Origin of the sequence: Streptomyces sp. Y1, from assembly GCF_041053115.1 — a bacterium.
GTDB lineage: Bacteria > Actinomycetota > Actinomycetes > Streptomycetales > Streptomycetaceae > Kitasatospora > Kitasatospora rubellomurina.
In genome coordinates this window covers 1,101,357-1,119,359 of the sequence record NZ_CP163445.1, presented here as the reverse complement: position 1 = coordinate 1,119,359, position 18,003 = coordinate 1,101,357, and the positions used below count along the sequence as shown (strand labels likewise).

Here is an 18,003-nt window from a genome sequence, read left to right as displayed (position 1 = left end):
GCCCTTCGCGACAGAGCCTTCGCGGCACCGCCCCCGCGGCCGCCCGCCCGCCGTCAACCGCGGGCCGGCGGCCGTTCGCGTTCCGGCGGCAGCGGCTGCGGCGGGCGGCCCAGCTCCCAGGGCAGGTCGTAGCGGCCGAACAGGTCGGCCCGGATCGGCGCGAGCGACAGCTCGGCGCCCGGCAGCAGCACCCCGATGCAGCCGCCCATCAGCGCGCTGCGCAGCACCGCGTGCGCGGCGGCCGGGTCCGGTGCGCCCCAGTCGTGCAGCAGGTCCTGCAGGATCGCGCTGAGCCGCTGCTGCTCCGGGTCCTGGACGAAGGCCCCGGTGTCCGGGTCGAGGATCAGCGCCAGGTGCGAGCGCATCACCCGGGGGTGGTCCAGGGCCAGGGCGAGGACGGCGTCGATCGCGGTGGCGAGCCGGGCCTGCGGGGAGGCGTCCGGCGCCAGGTCGGCGAGCGCGCCGGTGAGCGCCTGGTGCATCAGCCGGTGCGTGGCGGCCTGCATCAGGAGCCGTTTGCCGTCGAAGTAGTAGGAGAGCAACCCCCGTGCGAGCCCGGCGCGTTCGGCGATGTCGGTGAGCGTGGTGCCCGCGTAACCGCGCTGGTCAACGAGTTCGACGGTGGCCCGCATGATGCGTCGGCGGGAGCGCTGCCGCATCTCCTCATTGACCGAATCCCCGCGAGGTGCCATCGTGACTGCTCCGAACGTTCGTTGGCTCCGAGCCAATATACTGGCCGAGCCGGCAGCCGCACCGTGGACCGCGCCCTCTCGGGGCGCCGCGCGGTCGGCCGCCACGAAGACGGCCGGCTCCACCAACACGGGGGTTTGGTGGAGCCGGCGCCATTCGCCCGGAGGCCGGGGGTCGGTTCCCGGGCACAGGCCGTGACTCAGCTCCTGGTCAGGACCGCGTCCCGGACGTGCTCCGGGGCCGGGGCGGTCCGGACCTCGTCGGCGGACGGCCGGTCGGAGCCGGCCGGCGGGGCGTCGAGCACCGGCACGGCGGCGGACTCGCGGCGACGGTCCAGCAGGGCGCCGGTCGCGGCGATCACCAGGCCGACCAGCGAGACCGCCGTGACGAACAGCAACGCCGGGCGGTAGCCGTCCAGTTGGGCCTGCGGGCTGTCGCCGCCCGCGCTGCCGGCGGTGATCATCGCGGTCGCGCCGGCCAGTACGACGGCGGTGCCGACCTGGATCGCGGTGTTGACCAGTCCGGAGGCGAGACCCTGCTCCTCGTCGGCGACGCCGGAGGTGGCGGCGATGTTCACCGAGGGGAAGGCCAGCATGAAGCCGATGCCGAGCAGCGCCATCGAGGGCAGCACCAGCACCGGGTAGGAGCTGTGCTCGTCCAGCCGCAGGAAGAGCGCGAAGGCGGCGGTCAGCGAGAGCAGGCCGAGGGGCAGCAGCCGTCCGGTGCCGAAGCGGTCCACCACCTTGCCCATGAACGGGGCGGAGAGCGCGATCATCGCACCGGCGGGGAGCAGCCCGAGCGCCATCTTCAGGGCGGACCAGCCGAGCAGGTGCTGCAGGAAGAGCGTCACGACGAACTGGAACCCGCCGTACGCGCCGGCCATCGCGAAGGCGACGAGGTTGGCCCGGGCGACCGAGCCGTTGCGGAAGATGCCGAGCCGGACGAGCGGGTGCGCGGCGCGGCTCTCGATGGCCAGGAAGGCCGCGGCCAGGACGGCGACCACACCGAGCGAGCCGAGCGTGCGCGGGCTCAGCCAGCCGGCGCCCTGCGCCTCGGTCACGGTGAACACCAGCAGCAGCACGGTGGCGGTGCCGGTGATCGCACCGAGCACGTCGTAGCCGCCCTGGGCGCGCTCCTCGACGGGTCGGGGGAGCAGGCGGACGGCGACCAGCAGGGCCAGCAGCGCGACCGGGACGGGCATCAGGAAGGTCCAGCGCCAGCCGACCGAGGTGAGCAGGCCGCTGAGCACCAGGCCGAGCGAGAAGCCGCTGGCGCCGCAGGTGGTGTAGATGGACAGCGCGCGGTTGCGGGCGGGGCCCTCGGCGAAGGTCGTGGTGATGATCGACAGGCCGGCCGGGGCGGTGAACGCGGCGCTGACGCCCTTGAGGAAGCGGGCGCCGATCAGCAGGGCGCCGTCGTCGACCAGGCCGCCGACCAGCGAGGCGGCGGCGAAGACGCCGAGGGCGACGAGGAAGACGCGGCGGCGGCCGAGCAGGTCGGCCGCGCGGCCGCCGAGCAGGAGCAGGCCGCCGTAGCCGAGCACGTAGCCGGAGACCACCCACTGGAGGGTGGAGGTGGACAGGTGCAGTTCGGAGCCGATGGAGGGCAGGGCGACACCGACCATGGAGACGTCCAGGGCGTCCAGGAACATGGCGGCGCAGAGCACGATCAGGGTGCCCCAGAGGCGGGGAGTCCAGTTCAGCCCGCTGGTTGACGATGCGTCGGATGACGTGGCGGTCGCGGTGGTCATGGGGAGGACACTACATGCACGTGCATTCAATGCAAATGAATTAGATGTGAACGCATTAGGTTCACGTGCATCTGCTAGGGTGGCGCCGTGGCTGAACTCGACTCCCCGGCCCAGGCCGACCTCGTCGCGCAGTGGCGCGAGCTGCTGGCCCTCCGCGCTACCACCGCCTGCGCGCTCGACCGCGAGCTCGGTGAGCGGCACGGACTCGGCATGAGCGAGTTCGAGGTGCTGGAACACCTGGTGGAGGGCTGCGTCTCGGAGGGCCGGCCGGCCTTGCGGGTGAGCGACCTCGCCCCCACCGTCCACCTGAGCCAGAGTGCCCTCTCCCGGCTGATCGCCCGGCTGGAGAAGGCCGGACTGGTCACCCGCTCCATGTGCGAGCTCGACCGGCGGGGCGTCGTGATCGCCCTGACCGAGGCCGGGCGCGAGCGGTACGAGCAGGCCAGGCCGCTGCACCGCGACGTCCTCGGGCGTCACCTCGGCGGTTCGGACGGCGCGGTCGGCTCGGCCGGTCCGGTCGGCGGGGCCTGTACGGGCTGACCTGTCGTCAGCCTCCCTCTCGCGTCGGCCGGTTGGCGCCGTGCGCCGGGTCAGTGCAGCGAGTTGAGCCCCGGCGCGAAGGCCAGCAGGACGACCGCCGCCGGTGCGGCGAGGGCGAGGGCGGTCAGCCGCAGCCGGTGCGCCACAGTCAGCCGCGGCCGGCCCGCGAGCAGCCGGTCCACCCGCTTCGGGGACTGCGCCAGGCCGGGCGGGCAGGCGCCGAACACCCCGCGGTCCAGGTTGAGTTCGGCCAGCGCGAGGGCGGTGGTGTGCCGGCCGTGGCGGCGCGCGGCGCGGTCGTCGGCCGCCAGCTCGACCAGTTCCTCCACCTGGCCCAGGAAGGCGCGGAACACGCCGATCCCCGGGAAGCCCGAGGCGAGCGCCTGCGCGAACTGCTTCAACCAGTGGTGCCGCGCCCGGACGTGCCCGCGCTCGTGGCTCAGCACGGCGGCCAACTCCCGGTCGGTCAGCTGCTGGAGGGCGCCGGTGGTGACCACCAGCCGGGAGTCCGGGCCCGGCAGCGACCACGCCTCGGGCCGGACGTTCTCCAACACCACCAGGCGTTCCCTGCGGCTCCGGGCGGTCGCGATCGACTCCGGCAACTCCGGTGCCCAGCTGGACAGTTCCGCGTGCCTGCGGTCGCGCAGCGCCTTCGCCGCACGGATCTCGCGGGTGAGCGCGAACACCGTCCGCACCCCGCCGGCCGCCAGCACCGCGGCACACAGCCGGCCCCAGCCCTCGGCGTTCTGCAGACCGTACGCGGCCTCCACGCCGTGCGGGGCGCCGGTGAACACCAGGGTGCGCAGCTCGGGCAGGGCGGCCGAGGCGGCCAGGACCAGGGCCAGTGCGCAGCACAGCAGCACCGCCACCACGAGGCACTGCCACACCAGCAGCGCCAGCACCGGTTCGCGCTCCACCCAGCGGGCCCGGGCCAGCAGCCGGGGCGCGACGGTCGAGAGCAGCAGTCCGAGCAGCAGCAGGCCGATCAGGGCAGTCATCGCAGGGGCTCCCCGAGTACGCACGGAACGCGACAACGCGCTCCCCGTCAACCTATGCGCTGCCGACGCCCGGTGGAACGGCTTTCAACCGGCCAGTGACCAACGCCACGCGCTGGAGCGGGGATTGTGCGGGCGACGCCGTCCGGGCGGCGCGGGCCGGGCCGGGGGCGGTCCGGAGCCGGTCCGGTCCTCACATGGTCAGGAGCATGGCGAACATGCCGATCCCCATGGTGAGCCGGCAGGCCTGCGGCAGGCCGGCGGTGCCGAGCGCGAGGGTGCCGGCGGGCGTGCGCAGCAGCCGGGAGCCTACCCACAGCGTGTACCCGCCGAAGTAGAGGAGCAGGGCGCCGGTGAGCAGCGGCGCGCCGAGGGCGGCGGCGTGGTGGTGGTGCCCGGCGGACGGCGCGGTCATGGCGAGCGCCGTGTACGTCATGGCCAGTGCGCCGACCGCGTGGTGCAGCCGGTGCGCCCGCCCGGCCGGGGCGTGCACGGCGGCGAGCAGGAAGGCGGCCGCGGGCACGCCGAACAGCCAGGCCCAGACGGCGGCCGGGACGGCGGCGCCGGCGACGGCCATCGCGGCCATGCCGAGGCCCATCAGCGCGTCGGCCGCGTCGGACTCCCGCGCGAGCAGTCCGGCGGCGGCGCCGGAACCGGGCGTGGCCGCACCGGGTGCGGCGCAGGCGCGGGCGGTGCGCGGGGGCGCGGCGGCAGCGGTGCAGGAAGGGGAGGTGGCACCGGAGGTGTGCCGGAGCCGGGCGAGGCAGTAGGCGCCCGAGGTGGCGGTGAGGAGGGCGAGGAGCCAGTTGACCAGGGTGGGTTCGTGCAACGGCGGCCTCCCGGGCGACGGTCGTCCCGTCCACGATCACCGCCCGGGCCCGGGCGGTGCCAGGGCGCGTACGGGGGCGCACGGTGGTGCCCGCCGTGGTGAAGGCCCCGGCCGGCGCGCGCCCGGGGGCCGGCGCGCGGGTCGTCGGTGTCGTCGGTGTCGCCGGCCACGGGCCGCCGCCCCGGTGGCGGCGGCCCGACGCACGCGGCATGGTCGGCGTACGGGCCCGCGTCCGCGGCGCCCCGGCGCCGGACCGGCGACGGCGGCCGCGCGGCTCCCCGGCGTCCCGCCCCGCCGCCCCGACCCGCCGTCCCCCGGGTGGACGAACGGGCCTCCCGCCGGACGATTCACGGCCCGACCGGCACCCGGCCGGAACTTTGTCGGCCGGGCCCCTCTTGAACGAGAGAACCTTTCGTACTTATGGTGTCCACGTCGAAATAACTCCTGTCGAAGTGAGTCCACGATGCAGAATCTTTCGCCAAGGCTCGCTGTGGCGGCCGACGCTCCGCTCTCCCCCCTCGCCGCGCACCCGGCCTGGCAGCGCCTGAAGGAGGCCGTCGAGACGCTCAGACCGCTGCAGTCCAAGGACGGCTCCATCGACCTGTCCACGGTCCAGCGGCACACCGTCGACCCGCTGGTGGACACCGTCCGCGCCGCCGTCCAGGAGCTCGCCCCGAACTTCCCGCACGACGCCGCCTACCTGGCCGCCGTCGACGCGGACCTCGCCAAGTGGGCCGACACCGGCTACCGGGAGCCCGACTTCCTCGACTCGCTGCTCGCCTTCCAGCCCGCCGACCAGCGCGAGGACGGCCTGGAGCACCTGGTCGTCTTCCCGATGTACACCCAGAACGGCAACCCGGACCGCAACCTGGAAGCCGTCCTGCTGCGCGTCGTGTGGCCCGACTGGCTCGCCGAGCTGGAGCGCACCCGCTTCGACAACCCGATGTTCGTGCCGATCACCTTCACGGACTTCACGGCCGGCTACGACACCAACTCCGCCGTCCTCTTCCCCGAGACGGTCGCCGTGCGCAAGGCGCCGGAACGTTTCACCTGGGGCGGCATCTTCTGCGACCGCGAGGCCGCCCGCTTCCGCGCCGTCTCCACCAGCGCCGTCGAGCAGCTCGGCCTGGAGATCCCCGCCGACGCCGAGGGCCTGCTCCAGGACCAGCAGCGCGCGCAGGAGACCTTCGTCCTGTGGGACCTCGTGCACGACCGCACCCACAGCCACGGCGACCTGCCGTTCGACCCCTTCATGATCAAGCAGCGCAGCCCGTTCTGGATGTACGGCCTGGAGGAGCTGCGCTGCGACCTCACCACCTTCAAGGAGGCGGTGAAACTGGAGGCCGAGGGCAACAAGCACGCCCGCGACGTCCAGTACGCGATCCTCTTCGACCGGCTGTTCCGCTTCCCGGTCAGCGGCGACCGCGTGCGCAACTACGACGGCATGGGCGGCCAGCTGCTCTTCGCCTACCTGCACAAGAACGGCGCCCTGCAGTGGCGCGACAACCGCCTCAGCATCGACTGGGAGCGCGCCCCGCAGGTCACCAACGCGCTCTGCGCCGAGATCGAGACCCTGTACCGCGACGGCATCGACCGGCCCAAGCCGGCCCACTGGATCGCCGCCTACCAGCTGGTCTCGCGCTACCTCACCCCGCACCCGGCCTCCACCTGGGCCAAGGGCCCGGAGGCGCTTCCGCTCGACCTCACCGACGGCAAGGCCCTCAACAAGGCGCTGTGCGACGCCGTGCTCCCGGACGAGTTCCCGCTGAGCATGTTCTACGAGGCCCTCGCCAAGAAGCTGCGCGGCGTCATCGCCGCCACCGCCGGAATCACCGGCGCCGGAATCCAGGGAGTTGCTGCGTGACCACCACCCCCGACACCACGCTGGCCGGCAAGGTCGTCGCCGTCGCCGGAGCCAGTGGCCCCGCCGGCCGCGCCGTGCTGCGCCGCCTCGCCGCCGGTGGCGCCACCGTGATCGGTGCCGACATCGACGCCCAGCGCCTGGAGTCCGCCCTCGACGCGACCCGGGTCGCGGTCCGCGGCGCCAAGGTGAGCGGCCAGGTGATCGACCTGCTCGACCCGCAGGAGGTGCACGACTGGGCCGACCACCTGGAGTCCGAGCACGGCCACGTCGACGGCGTCTTCCACCTGGTCGGCGGCTGGCGCGGCAGCAAGACCTTCTTCGACACCCGGCTCGACGACTGGGACTTCCTGCACGACACCGTGGTGCGCACCCTCCAGCACACCTCGCTCGCCTTCCAGCCCGCCCTGGTCCGCAGCCAGGCCGGCCGGTACGCGATCGTCTCCGCGTCGAGCGCGCACAAGCCCACCGCCGGCGGCGCCGCCTACGCGGCCGCCAAGGCCGCCACCGAGGCCTGGACCCTCTCCATGGCCGACTCCTTCAAGAAGGAGACGACGTCCCCGGACGGCGAGCCCACCGCGGCGGCTACGATCCTGGTCATCAAGGCGCTGCTCAGCCCCGAGATGCGGGCCGAGAAGCCCGAGGCGAAGTTCACCGGGTACACCGAGACCGCCGACCTCGCCGAACACCTCGCGGCCCTCTGGGACCGCCCCGCAGCAGAACTGAACGGACAGCACCTGTGGCTGACAGCCCGATGATCGACCCCGCCCGCACGGACGCGATACGGCGGCACGACACCGCCGTCCGCGGCTTCGCGAGCGACAACTACTCCGGCGTGCACCCGGAGATCCTCGCCGCGATCGCCCTCGCCAACGACGGGCACCAGGTCGCGTACGGCGAGGACGACTACACGAACCACCTGCAGGACGTCTTCCGCCGCCACTTCGGCGAGAAGGCGGAGGCCTACCCGGTCTTCAACGGCACCGGCGCCAACGTGGTCTCGCTGCAGGCCCTGCTCCCGCGCTGGGGCGCCGTGGTCTGCGCCGAGTCCGCCCACATCCACGTGGACGAGGGCGGCGCGCCGGAGAAGATGGGCGGCATCAAGCTCCACACCGTCCCCACCCCGGACGGCAAGCTCACCCCGGAGCTGCTCGACCAGCAGGCGTGGGGCTTCGGCGACGAACACCGCGCCCAGCCGCTCGCCGTCTCGATCACCCAGAGCACGGAGCTCGGCACCCTCTACACCGTCGAGGAGATCCGCGCGCTCACCGAGCACGCCCACCAGCTCGGGATGCTCGTCCACATGGACGGCGCCCGGCTGGCCAACGCGGCCGCCTCGCTCGGCCTGCCGATGCGCGCCTTCACCACGGACGTGGGCGTCGACGTGCTCTCCTTCGGCGGGACGAAGAACGGCCTGCTGTTCGGCGAGGTCGTGGTGGTGCTCAACCCCGAGCGGGTGCGCAACATCAAGTACCTGCGCAAGACCTCGATGCAGCTCGCCTCGAAGATGCGCTTCCTCTCCGTCCAGTTCGAGGCGCTGCTCACCGGTGACCTCTACCTGCGCAACGCCGGCCACGCCAACGCCATGGCCAGCCGGCTGGAGGCGGCCGTCCGCGACATCGACGGCGTCGAGGTGATCCGCCCGGTCCAGGCGAACGCGGTGTTCGCGATCCTCCCGCGCGAGGTGAGCGAGCGACTGCAGAAGCGCTACCGCTTCTACTTCTGGAACGAGCACACCGGTGAGGTCCGCTGGGTGTGTTCCTTCGACACCACGGAGGCCGACATCGACGCCTTCGCGGCGGCGATCGTCGAGGAGATGGGCCGCGCCTGACGGCGCCGGAACAACGGATCGTCCCGCCCTGCGCCAGCAGGGCGGGACGATTTGCATGTGGCGTGCCCGTCCCCGTACAGTTCCGGAGTCGCCGCGGGAGACCGGGGCGACAAGGCGGAAAGCGAATCCGATGAATGAAACTCCGGAAAACGGAGCGGAAAACATCTGATAAGCTGGAAACACGAAAGAACGAAGCCCGGAGGGCCCGCTGGAAGGCGGCTCGAAGGAAGCGTCCGTTCCTTGAGAACTCAACAGCGTGCCAAAAGTCAACGCCAGATATGTTGACATCCCCGGCCTCAGGTTTCCTGGGGTTGGAGATTCCTTTTGAAATAAACACTAGCGAGGACGCAGTGCGCGGGGCCGCCCTATTCCGGTGGTTGCCGTGCCGCTCAACGCGGGTGTGAACCGGAATACCGGTAAACATTCACGGAGAGTTTGATCCTGGCTCAGGACGAACGCTGGCGGCGTGCTTAACACATGCAAGTCGAACGGTGAAGCCCTTCGGGGTGGATCAGTGGCGAACGGGTGAGTAACACGTGGGCAATCTGCCCTGCACTCTGGGACAAGCCCTGGAAACGGGGTCTAATACCGGATATGACCTGGGAGTGCATGCTCCTGGGTGTAAAGCTCCGGCGGTGCAGGATGAGCCCGCGGCCTATCAGCTTGTTGGTGGGGTAACGGCCCACCAAGGCGACGACGGGTAGCCGGCCTGAGAGGGCGACCGGCCACACTGGGACTGAGACACGGCCCAGACTCCTACGGGAGGCAGCAGTGGGGAATATTGCACAATGGGCGAAAGCCTGATGCAGCGACGCCGCGTGAGGGATGACGGCCTTCGGGTTGTAAACCTCTTTCAGCAGGGAAGAAGCGCAAGTGACGGTACCTGCAGAAGAAGCACCGGCTAACTACGTGCCAGCAGCCGCGGTAATACGTAGGGTGCGAGCGTTGTCCGGAATTATTGGGCGTAAAGAGCTCGTAGGCGGCCTGTCGCGTCGGATGTGAAAGCCCGGGGCTTAACCCCGGGTCTGCATTCGATACGGGCAGGCTGGAGTGTGGTAGGGGAGATCGGAATTCCTGGTGTAGCGGTGAAATGCGCAGATATCAGGAGGAACACCGGTGGCGAAGGCGGATCTCTGGGCCATTACTGACGCTGAGGAGCGAAAGCGTGGGGAGCGAACAGGATTAGATACCCTGGTAGTCCACGCCGTAAACGTTGGGAACTAGGTGTTGGCGACATTCCACGTCGTCGGTGCCGCAGCTAACGCATTAAGTTCCCCGCCTGGGGAGTACGGCCGCAAGGCTAAAACTCAAAGGAATTGACGGGGGCCCGCACAAGCAGCGGAGCATGTGGCTTAATTCGACGCAACGCGAAGAACCTTACCAAGGCTTGACATATGCCGGAAACATCCAGAGATGGGTGCCCCCTTGTGGTCGGTATACAGGTGGTGCATGGTTGTCGTCAGCTCGTGTCGTGAGATGTTGGGTTAAGTCCCGCAACGAGCGCAACCCTTGTTCTGTGTTGCCAGCATGCCTTTCGGGGTGATGGGGACTCACAGGAGACTGCCGGGGTCAACTCGGAGGAAGGTGGGGACGACGTCAAATCATCATGCCCCTTATGTCTTGGGCTGCACACGTGCTACAATGGTCGGTACAAAGGGCTGCGATGCCGTGAGGCGGAGCGAATCCCAAAAAGCCGGCCTCAGTTCGGATTGGGGTCTGCAACTCGACCCCATGAAGTTGGAGTTGCTAGTAATCGCAGATCAGCATGCTGCGGTGAATACGTTCCCGGGCCTTGTACACACCGCCCGTCACGTCACGAAAGTCGGTAACACCCGAAGCCGGTGGCCTAACCCGTAAGGGGAGGAGCCGTCGAAGGTGGGACCAGCGATTGGGACGAAGTCGTAACAAGGTAGCCGTACCGGAAGGTGCGGCTGGATCACCTCCTTTCTAAGGAGCACATAGCAGCTTCGGGCGAATGTCCCGGAGTGCTCGCTCATGGGTGGAACGTTGACTATTCGGCACAGGAAGAGATCGGATCGTTAGTACTGCCTTCGGGCGTGGAACGTGGTCGGGGATTGACTGTGTCGGGCACGTTGTTGGGTCCTGAGGGAACGGAAACGTTGTCTCAGTGGTTGCCGGTCCCATGCTTGTTGAGGTGGGTGACTGGTCGTTGTTTGAGAACTGCACAGTGGACGCGAGCATCTGTGGCCAAGTTTTTAAGGGCGCACGGTGGATGCCTTGGCACTAGGAACCGATGAAGGACGTGGGAGGCCGCGATAGGCCCCGGGGAGCTGTCAACCGAGCTTTGATCCGGGGGTGTCCGAATGGGGAAACCCGGCAGTCGTCATGGGCTGTCACCCGCTGCTGAACACATAGGCAGTGTGGAGGGAACGCGGGGAAGTGAAACATCTCAGTACCCGCAGGAAGAGAAAACAACCGTGATTCCGGGAGTAGTGGCGAGCGAAACTGGATGAGGCTAAACCGTTTGGTGTGAGACCCGGCAGGGGTTGCCAATCGGGGTCGTGGGAATGAGCTTGATCGGTCTGCCGGCCGGTCGGCGAGTCAGAAACCGTATGGGTAGTCGAAGGACATGCGAAAGGTCCGGCGTAGAGGGTAAGACCCCCGTAGACGAAATCTGTACGGCTTGCTTGCTCATCTCCCAAGTAGCACGGGGCCCGAGAAATCCCGTGTGAATCTGGCGGGACCACCCGCTAAGCCTAAATATTCCCTAGTGACCGATAGCGGATAGTACCGTGAGGGAATGGTGAAAAGTACCGCGGGAGCGGAGTGAAATAGTACCTGAAACCGTGTGCCTACAAGCCGTGGGAGCGTCGTCATCAGCTTGCCGGCTGGCCGTGACTGCGTGCCTTTTGAAGAATGAGCCTGCGAGTTTGCGGTGTGTAGCGAGGTTAACCCGTGTGGGGTAGCCGTAGCGAAAGCGAGTCCGAATAGGGCGACTGAGTTGCATGCCCAAGACCCGAAGCGGAGTGATCTAGCCATGGGCAGGTTGAAGCGCGGGTAAGACCGTGTGGAGGACCGAACCCACCAGGGTTGAAAACCTGGGGGATGACCTGTGGTTAGGGGTGAAAGGCCAATCAAACTCCGTGATAGCTGGTTCTCCCCGAAATGCATTTAGGTGCAGCGTCACGTGTTTCTTGCCGGAGGTAGAGCACTGGATAGGCGATGGGCCTCACCGGGTTACTGACCTTAGCCAAACTCCGAATGCCGGTAAGTGAGAGCGTGGCAGTGAGACTGTGGGGGATAAGCTCCATGGTCGAGAGGGAAACAGCCCAGAACACCGACTAAGGTCCCTAAGCGTGTGCTAAGTGGGAAAGGATGTGGAGTCGCAGAGACAACCAGGAGGTTGGCTTAGAAGCAGCCACCCTTGAAAGAGTGCGTAATAGCTCACTGGTCAAGTGATTCCGCGCCGACAATGTAGCGGGGCTCAAGCACATCACCGAAGTCGTGTCATTGCAGCGTGAAGGCCTAACGCTGTTGTGATGGGTAGGGGAGCGTCGTGTGCCGGGTGAAGCGGCGGTGGAAACCAGTCGTGGACGGTATACGAGTGAGAATGCAGGCATGAGTAGCGATACAAGAGTGGGAAACTCTTGCGCCGATTGACCAAGGGTTCCTGGGTCAAGCTGATCTGCCCAGGGTAAGTCGGGACCTAAGGCGAGGCCGACAGGCGTAGTCGATGGACAACGGGTTGATATTCCCGTACCCGCTTTGAAGCGCCAACGCTGAACCTTCTGATGCTAAGCCCGTGAAGCCGTCCCGGAGCCTTCGGGCAAAGGGAAGTGGTGGAGCCGGTGACCCAACGGGGTAGTAGGTGAGCGATGGGGTGACGCAGGAAGGTAGTCCAGCCCGGGCGGTGGTTGTCCCGGGGTAAGGGTGTAGGCCGAGTGATAGGCAAATCCGTCACTCATTAGGCTGAGACCTGATGCCGAGCCGATTGTGGTGAAGTGGATGATCCTATGCTGTCGAGAAAAGCCTCTAGCGAGTTTCATGGCGGCCCGTACCCCAAACCGACTCAGGTGGTCAGGTAGAGAATACCGAGGCGTTCGGGTGAACTATGGTTAAGGAACTCGGCAAAATGCCCCCGTAACTTCGGGAGAAGGGGGGCCATTCCTGGTGACGAGTCTTGCACTCCGAGCTGGGGGTGGCCGCAGAGACCAGCGAGAAGCGACTGTTTACTAAAAACACAGGTCCGTGCGAAGCCGTAAGGCGATGTATACGGACTGACGCCTGCCCGGTGCTGGAACGTTAAGGGGACCGGTTAGCTTTGATTCGTCGAGGCGAAGCTGAGAACTTAAGCGCCAGTAAACGGCGGTGGTAACTATAACCATCCTAAGGTAGCGAAATTCCTTGTCGGGTAAGTTCCGACCTGCACGAATGGCGTAACGACTTCTCGACTGTCTCAACCATAGGCCCGGTGAAATTGCATTACGAGTAAAGATGCTCGTTTCGCGCAGCAGGACGGAAAGACCCCGGGACCTTTACTATAGCTTGATATTGGTGTTCGGTTCGGCTTGTGTAGGATAGGTGGGAGACTGTGAAAGCCCAACGCCAGTTGGGTGGGAGTCGTCGTTGAAATACCACTCTGGTCGTGCTGGATGTCTAACCTGGGTCCGTGATCCGGATCAGGGACAGTGTCTGGTGGGTAGTTTAACTGGGGCGGTTGCCTCCTAAAGGGTAACGGAGGCGCCCAAAGGTTCCCTCAGCCTGGTTGGCAATCAGGTGTTGAGTGTAAGTGCACAAGGGAGCTTGACTGTGAGACTGACGGGTCGAGCAGGTACGAAAGTAGGGACTAGTGATCCGGCGGTGGCTTGTGGAAGCGCCGTCGCTCAACGGATAAAAGGTACCCCGGGGATAACAGGCTGATCTTCCCCAAGAGTCCATATCGACGGGATGGTTTGGCACCTCGATGTCGGCTCGTCGCATCCTGGGGCTGGAGTAGGTCCCAAGGGTTGGGCTGTTCGCCCATTAAAGCGGTACGCGAGCTGGGTTTAGAACGTCGTGAGACAGTTCGGTCCCTATCCGCTGTGCGCGTAGGAGTGTTGAGAAGGGCTGTCCCTAGTACGAGAGGACCGGGACGGACGAACCTCTGGTGTGCCAGTTGTTCTGCCAAGGGCATGGCTGGTTGGCTACGTTCGGGAGGGATAACCGCTGAAAGCATCTAAGCGGGAAGCCTGCTTCGAGATGAGCACTCCCACCTCCTTGAGAGGGTAAGGCTCCCAGTAGACGACTGGGTTGATAGGCCGGGTATGGAAGCCCTGTGAGGGGTGGAGTTGACCGGTACTAATAGGCCGAGGGCTTGTCCTCAGTTGCTCGCGTCCACTGTGTTGTTCTGAAACAACGACCGCCTTGCCGGCGGGTCGACAGTTTCATAGTGTTTCGGTGGTCATAGCGTGAGGGAAACGCCCGGTTACATTCCGAACCCGGAAGCTAAGCCTCACAGCGCCGATGGTACTGCAGGGGGGACCCTGTGGGAGAGTAGGACGCCGCCGAACAATTCTTCAGAAAAGGCCCACCCGGGTTCCCGGGTGGGCCTTTTCGCGTTTTCCGTGCGGGCGGTCGGTCGAATGGCCTCGGATCACTGGTCGCTGTCGTCGAGCTGGGTGTCCTCGGTGTCCGGCTGTCCCTGAGCCTGAGCCGGTGCCTTTGCCGAGGGCTGTGCTGAAGCGGCTGAAGCGGACGCCGAAGGAGAGGCAGCGGCGGAAGCCGCGGAAGGGGAAGCGCCGGGGGAGGACTGCGAGGCCGCCTGGACGGGAGCCGCCGCCGTCCCCCAGACCGGTCGGCTGAGCCACTTGTCCCCGTTGTTGGTGAGCCGTGCGACGCCCGTGCCGTCCGGTCGCATGGTGTAGAAGTCGGTGCCGGCGCCCGCGGCGGTCTGGGCGAAGACGATCGACTTGCCGTCCGGTGCGTAGGCGGCGGTTCCGTAGGCGGCGTCGGAGGGTGCCGGGGTGAGCGCGCCGATGGCGGTGCCGTCCGGGTGGACGGTGTAGATGCCGCCGCCGGGGGCGTTGTCGGGGCCGGTCGGGTACGTGGTGAAGAGGATCTGGGTGCCGTCCGGGGACCAGCTGGCCCGTTCGCCGGCGCGCAGTTCCCAGGGGGTGAGCTGGCGCAGGCCGGTGCCGTCCACACCGACGACGTAGACGGCCCGGCTGTTGGCGGGCTGGCCGGTGGCGCTGGTGCGGTACTCGAAGGTGAGCTGCTTGCCGTCCGGGGACCAGCTGGGGTTGCTGACGGTGCCGGAGTACGGCTTGTCGTTGGTGAGGAAGGTGAGCCGCTGGACGTCGGTGCCGTCCGGGCGCATCAGGTAGAGGTCGGAGTACTGGATCCGGGCGGGGGTGGCCTGGTCGAGGGCGCCCCAGGTGCGGCTGAAGGCGAGTTGCTTGCCGTCCGGGGAGAAGGCGGGGGCACGCTCGTCCTCGTTGGCGCAGTCGATGGCGCCGCCGTCGCAGAGCTGGCCGATCTGGTGGGCGGCCTCGCCGGTGGCGGAGACGGTCCAGAGCCGGGCGGCGCCGGTCGTCGGGTCGGTGCGGTCGAAGGCGATGGTGCTGCCGTCCGGGGACCAGTCGGGGCGGTCGTCGCGGGCGCGGTCGGGTGGCTGGGTGAGCTGGCGCTGGCCGGTGCCGTCCGGGGCGAGGGTGACGATGGCGCTGGTGCTGCGGGCCGCGTCCAGGAAGGCGCTGCCGACGATCTGGCCGTTGTGCGCGGCGGCGGGATTGCCGGCCGCGGCGCCGACGACGCCGGGGCTCGGGGTGGCGGGTGTCGGCTCGGGGGTGGCGGTGGGGGACTCCGGCCGGATCTCGGACAGCGGGATGTCCCCGGGTTCGGCTCCGCAGCCGGCGAGCAGGGTGCCCACAAGCAGAAGGCCCGCACCGGCGCTCGCGCGGGTACGGGCTCTGCTGCTTCCGGGGGACTGCCGTGTGCCGGTGATCCGTGTCATCTCCGTCTCCGACCTTTCCGACCGCTCCGACGTGGCGCCTCGTTCCCGACCGGGCGGGGCCCGGAAAGGAGCTGTCACTGTGTCAGAAGCGGGGTGTCGGAGGCCGGGCGACACGCTACGGAGCGGGTCCGCTCGATCGCACGGAGTAGATCGGCTCCACGGAGTGGAGGGGCAGGGCGGGTGGTCAGCCCCGGGCGGCGCGGCGTTCGGCCTTGGCGACGGCCTCCGCCTCGTCCTCGGCCTCGGCGACCTCAAGGGTGGGCGCGGTGCCGCCGAGGTGGGCGGGCAGCCACCAGCTGTCGTCCGGGCCGGCCGGCTTGCCGGGGTACTCGGTCTGGGCCTGGTCGAGCATCGCGCTCATGGCGGCGCGGAGCTTTCTGGTGACCATGACGGGCTTGTCGTCCGGGCCGAGCCGGATCGGCTCACCGATCATGATCGTCACCGGGACGTGCCGCTTGGTCAGGGTCTTCGGACGGCCCTTGGTCCAGAGCTGCTGGGTGCCCCAGAGGACGACGGGCAGCAGCGGGGCGCCGGAGTCGGCGGCCATCCGGGCGGCGCCGGTCTTGAACTTCTTCAGCATGAACGAGCGGCTGATGGTCGCCTCGGGGAACACCCCGACCACCTCGCCGGCCTTGAGGGCGCGCACGGCGGCCTCGTAGGCGGGCTGCCCGTCGGTGCGGTCCACCGGGATGTGCTTCATGCCGCGCATCAGCGGGCCGGAGATGCGGTGCTTGAAGACGTCGTCCTTGGCCATGAAGCGCGTCTTGCGCTTCCCGCCGCGGTAGGCGCCGAGGCCGGCGAAGAGGAAGTCCAGGTAGCTGATGTGGTTGCTGACCAGGACGGCCCCGCCCGTGGCGGGAATGTGCTCGGCACCCACGATCTTGACCCGTACGTCGAGCGCACGGAAGGCGGTGAGGGCGGCGCCGATCACCGGCGGGTAGACGAACTCTGCCACGGTCAGTCCTGACTTCCACGGGCCGGGGCCCGGTTCGGCGGGGTTCCCGCGCCCGGGCGCGGGTGCCGACCGGAGCACGGCACGCCGCGGCGGTCACGGGTGATACCTGGAGATGATCCCCCGAACGAGTGCCTGCTGTCACCTGAGCCGTGCGGTCAACCGGATATTCGCGGTGTGATCTCCGTGATGGGTCCGAACGGGAACTTCCCGCTTCTGTCCACGCGCGTGGATCGTGCCCCGGCCGCCCGTCGCGCGCCGGGTGGACGGCGGTATCAGGCGCCGTTGCCGAGGCGGCTGCGGGTGTGCCGGACGAGCGGGTAGATCTCGCAGCCTAGGCAGTAGCCGAAGGCGGCGCCCAGGAAGGCCGCGGCCAGTGCGAACGAGGCGGTCAGCAGGCCCAGCCAGGGCACGCCGGTGAAGAAGCCGAGCGCGCCGATGGCGGTGAAGACCAGGCCGACCCCCTGGGCGAAGCGCAGCGGCCGCTCGTCCGCGGTCCGGCTCGGCGGTGCCAGGCGGGGGAGGACGAGGAGGCGGAACAGCCAGCCGTACGGGGAGTGCTGCGGGCCGCCGAACGCGCCGAGGGCGTAGACGAGCGCCTGGCCGGCCAGCAGCGGGCCGCTGCCGGTGATCAGGGCGACGGCCAGGACGGCGGAGGTGATCGCGGCGGCGAAGCGGGGGCCGCGGGGGTCGATCTGCACGGGGGCTCCGGGAGGGTCGCGTCGGGCGGCGGCGTCGGCGGCGGGGCCGGTCAGGGTCGGCGGGAGGTGGCCGCCCGGTCGTGGTCGACGACGCGACGGGAGGTCAGCAGCCGTGCTGCGGGGCGCTCGGAGTCCATCCGGCGATGGTATGTGCGCCCGCTCCCGGCGGTCGACCCACCTTTCGTGGGCGGCGGGCGATGCCGCAGACTGGAGGGATGGCCGGACGGGCGGTGTGGGTCGCCGCCCCGGCGGCGGCGACCGCGTTCGGGCTGCCGCAGGCCGGGCGCGACGGGAGGACGAGGGTGCGGACCAGGGACGGTGCGGTACGGCTGTCGGGGGCGGAGCTGGGCGGGGCGCTCGGCGAGCGGGCGACGCTGGTGCAGTTCTCGTCCGCGTTCTGCCAGCCCTGCCGGGCGACCCGCCGGGTGCTCGCCGAGGTGGCCGGCATGGTCGACGGCGTCGCGCACGTCGAGGTGGACGCCGAGGCGCGCCTGGAGCTGGTTCGCCGGCTGGAGGTCCTGCGCACGCCCACCGTCCTGGTGCTGGACGCGGACGGCCGGGTGGTGCGCCGGGCGGCGGGGCTGCCGCGGAAGGCGGACGTGATCGCGGCGCTCGGCGAGGCGGTCTGAAGCGACGGTCGTCGACGAACAGGGTTCAGCGAACGACTTTCAGCGAACAGATGACAGATGATGAAATCTGTTATCTGTTCGCTGAAAGTTGTCAGCTGTTCGCGGCGACCGCTCCCGGCGACTCTCCCGGCGGTTGTGCGGCCCTGCCGGGTGGAGTCGGCGTCGACTGGGGCAGGATGGGCGCAGGGTGCGGCGGTGCGTGCTGCCCGGCGTAAGCTACTGGCCAGTAGTGACCGCTGAGCTACTGGCGAGTATGCTGCCAGGAAGTTCCGG

General features: G+C 68.6%; 12 protein-coding genes and 3 rRNA genes. 8 read left to right on the top strand and 7 right to left on the bottom strand.

What is annotated here, in order from left to right; translation table 11 throughout:
- Positions 1-53: 53 nt before the first annotated feature.
- Both AB2U05_RS04680 and AB2U05_RS04675 read right to left on the bottom strand, forming a co-directional pair.
- Entirely contained in the window at positions 54-659 is a 606-nt protein-coding gene (locus AB2U05_RS04680) for a TetR/AcrR family transcriptional regulator (protein ID WP_244178918.1), read from the bottom strand.
- Between the two features lie 230 nt (positions 660-889).
- On the bottom strand, positions 890-2,440 hold the full coding sequence (locus AB2U05_RS04675; RefSeq protein ID WP_045710006.1) for an MFS transporter: 1,551 nt from the start codon (positions 2,438-2,440) through the stop codon (positions 890-892).
- An 87-nt stretch (positions 2,441-2,527) separates the two neighbouring features.
- On the opposite strand from AB2U05_RS04675, the gene AB2U05_RS04670 reads away from it, so the two are divergent.
- Positions 2,528-2,980, top strand: coding sequence for a MarR family transcriptional regulator (locus AB2U05_RS04670; RefSeq protein ID WP_045710007.1), 453 nt, complete (start codon positions 2,528-2,530; stop codon positions 2,978-2,980).
- A gap of 50 nt (positions 2,981-3,030) precedes the next feature.
- Here AB2U05_RS04670 and AB2U05_RS04665 read toward each other — a convergent pair whose 3' ends face one another.
- Entirely contained in the window at positions 3,031-3,978 is a 948-nt protein-coding gene (locus tag AB2U05_RS04665; RefSeq protein WP_369182499.1) for a M56 family metallopeptidase, read from the bottom strand.
- 190 nt (positions 3,979-4,168) lie between these two features.
- Positions 4,169-4,804, bottom strand: a complete 636-nt coding sequence (locus AB2U05_RS04660) for a DUF5134 domain-containing protein (protein ID WP_045700093.1) — start codon at positions 4,802-4,804, stop codon at positions 4,169-4,171.
- A 463-nt stretch (positions 4,805-5,267) separates the two neighbouring features.
- Here AB2U05_RS04660 and AB2U05_RS04655 point away from each other — a divergent pair, with 463 nt between their 5' ends.
- From AB2U05_RS04655 to rrf, 6 genes are all read left to right on the top strand, one after another.
- A complete protein-coding gene (locus AB2U05_RS04655; RefSeq protein WP_045700094.1) occupies positions 5,268-6,668 on the top strand; it encodes a DUF6421 family protein in 1,401 nt (466 codons plus the stop codon).
- Complete coding sequence (locus AB2U05_RS04650; RefSeq protein WP_208615522.1) at positions 6,665-7,423, top strand: SDR family NAD(P)-dependent oxidoreductase; 759 nt, start codon at positions 6,665-6,667, stop codon at positions 7,421-7,423. Before AB2U05_RS04655 ends, AB2U05_RS04650 begins: the two co-directional genes overlap by 4 nt.
- Entirely contained in the window at positions 7,420-8,496 is a 1,077-nt protein-coding gene (locus AB2U05_RS04645) for a low specificity L-threonine aldolase (RefSeq protein WP_063773550.1), read from the top strand. Before AB2U05_RS04650 ends, AB2U05_RS04645 begins: the two co-directional genes overlap by 4 nt.
- Positions 8,497-8,919: 423 nt before the next feature.
- Positions 8,920-10,443, top strand: a 16S ribosomal RNA gene (locus AB2U05_RS04640).
- A 259-nt stretch (positions 10,444-10,702) separates the two neighbouring features.
- Positions 10,703-13,818, top strand: a 23S ribosomal RNA gene (locus tag AB2U05_RS04635).
- Between the two features lie 71 nt (positions 13,819-13,889).
- Positions 13,890-14,006: ribosomal RNA gene (gene rrf, locus AB2U05_RS04630) — 5S ribosomal RNA — on the top strand.
- The 16S, 23S and 5S rRNA genes sit together here, the layout of an rRNA operon.
- Positions 14,007-14,089: 83 nt before the next feature.
- Here the strand turns inward: rrf and AB2U05_RS04625 are convergent.
- From AB2U05_RS04625 to AB2U05_RS04615, 3 genes are all read right to left on the bottom strand, one after another.
- Positions 14,090-15,364: a TolB family protein gene (locus AB2U05_RS04625; protein WP_369182498.1), complete on the bottom strand. Its 1,275-nt coding sequence runs from the start codon at positions 15,362-15,364 to the stop codon at positions 14,090-14,092.
- 268 nt (positions 15,365-15,632) lie between these two features.
- On the bottom strand, positions 15,633-16,403 hold the full coding sequence (locus AB2U05_RS04620) for a 1-acyl-sn-glycerol-3-phosphate acyltransferase (protein ID WP_045705653.1): 771 nt from the start codon (positions 16,401-16,403) through the stop codon (positions 15,633-15,635).
- Positions 16,404-16,675: 272 nt separating this feature from the next.
- Positions 16,676-17,101, bottom strand: a complete 426-nt coding sequence (locus tag AB2U05_RS04615; protein WP_045705651.1) for a DUF4395 domain-containing protein — start codon at positions 17,099-17,101, stop codon at positions 16,676-16,678.
- A gap of 215 nt (positions 17,102-17,316) precedes the next feature.
- Between AB2U05_RS04615 and AB2U05_RS04610 the strand changes: the two genes are divergently transcribed.
- Entirely contained in the window at positions 17,317-17,730 is a 414-nt protein-coding gene (locus tag AB2U05_RS04610; protein WP_369182497.1) for a thioredoxin family protein, read from the top strand.
- Positions 17,731-18,003 lie beyond the last annotated feature (273 nt).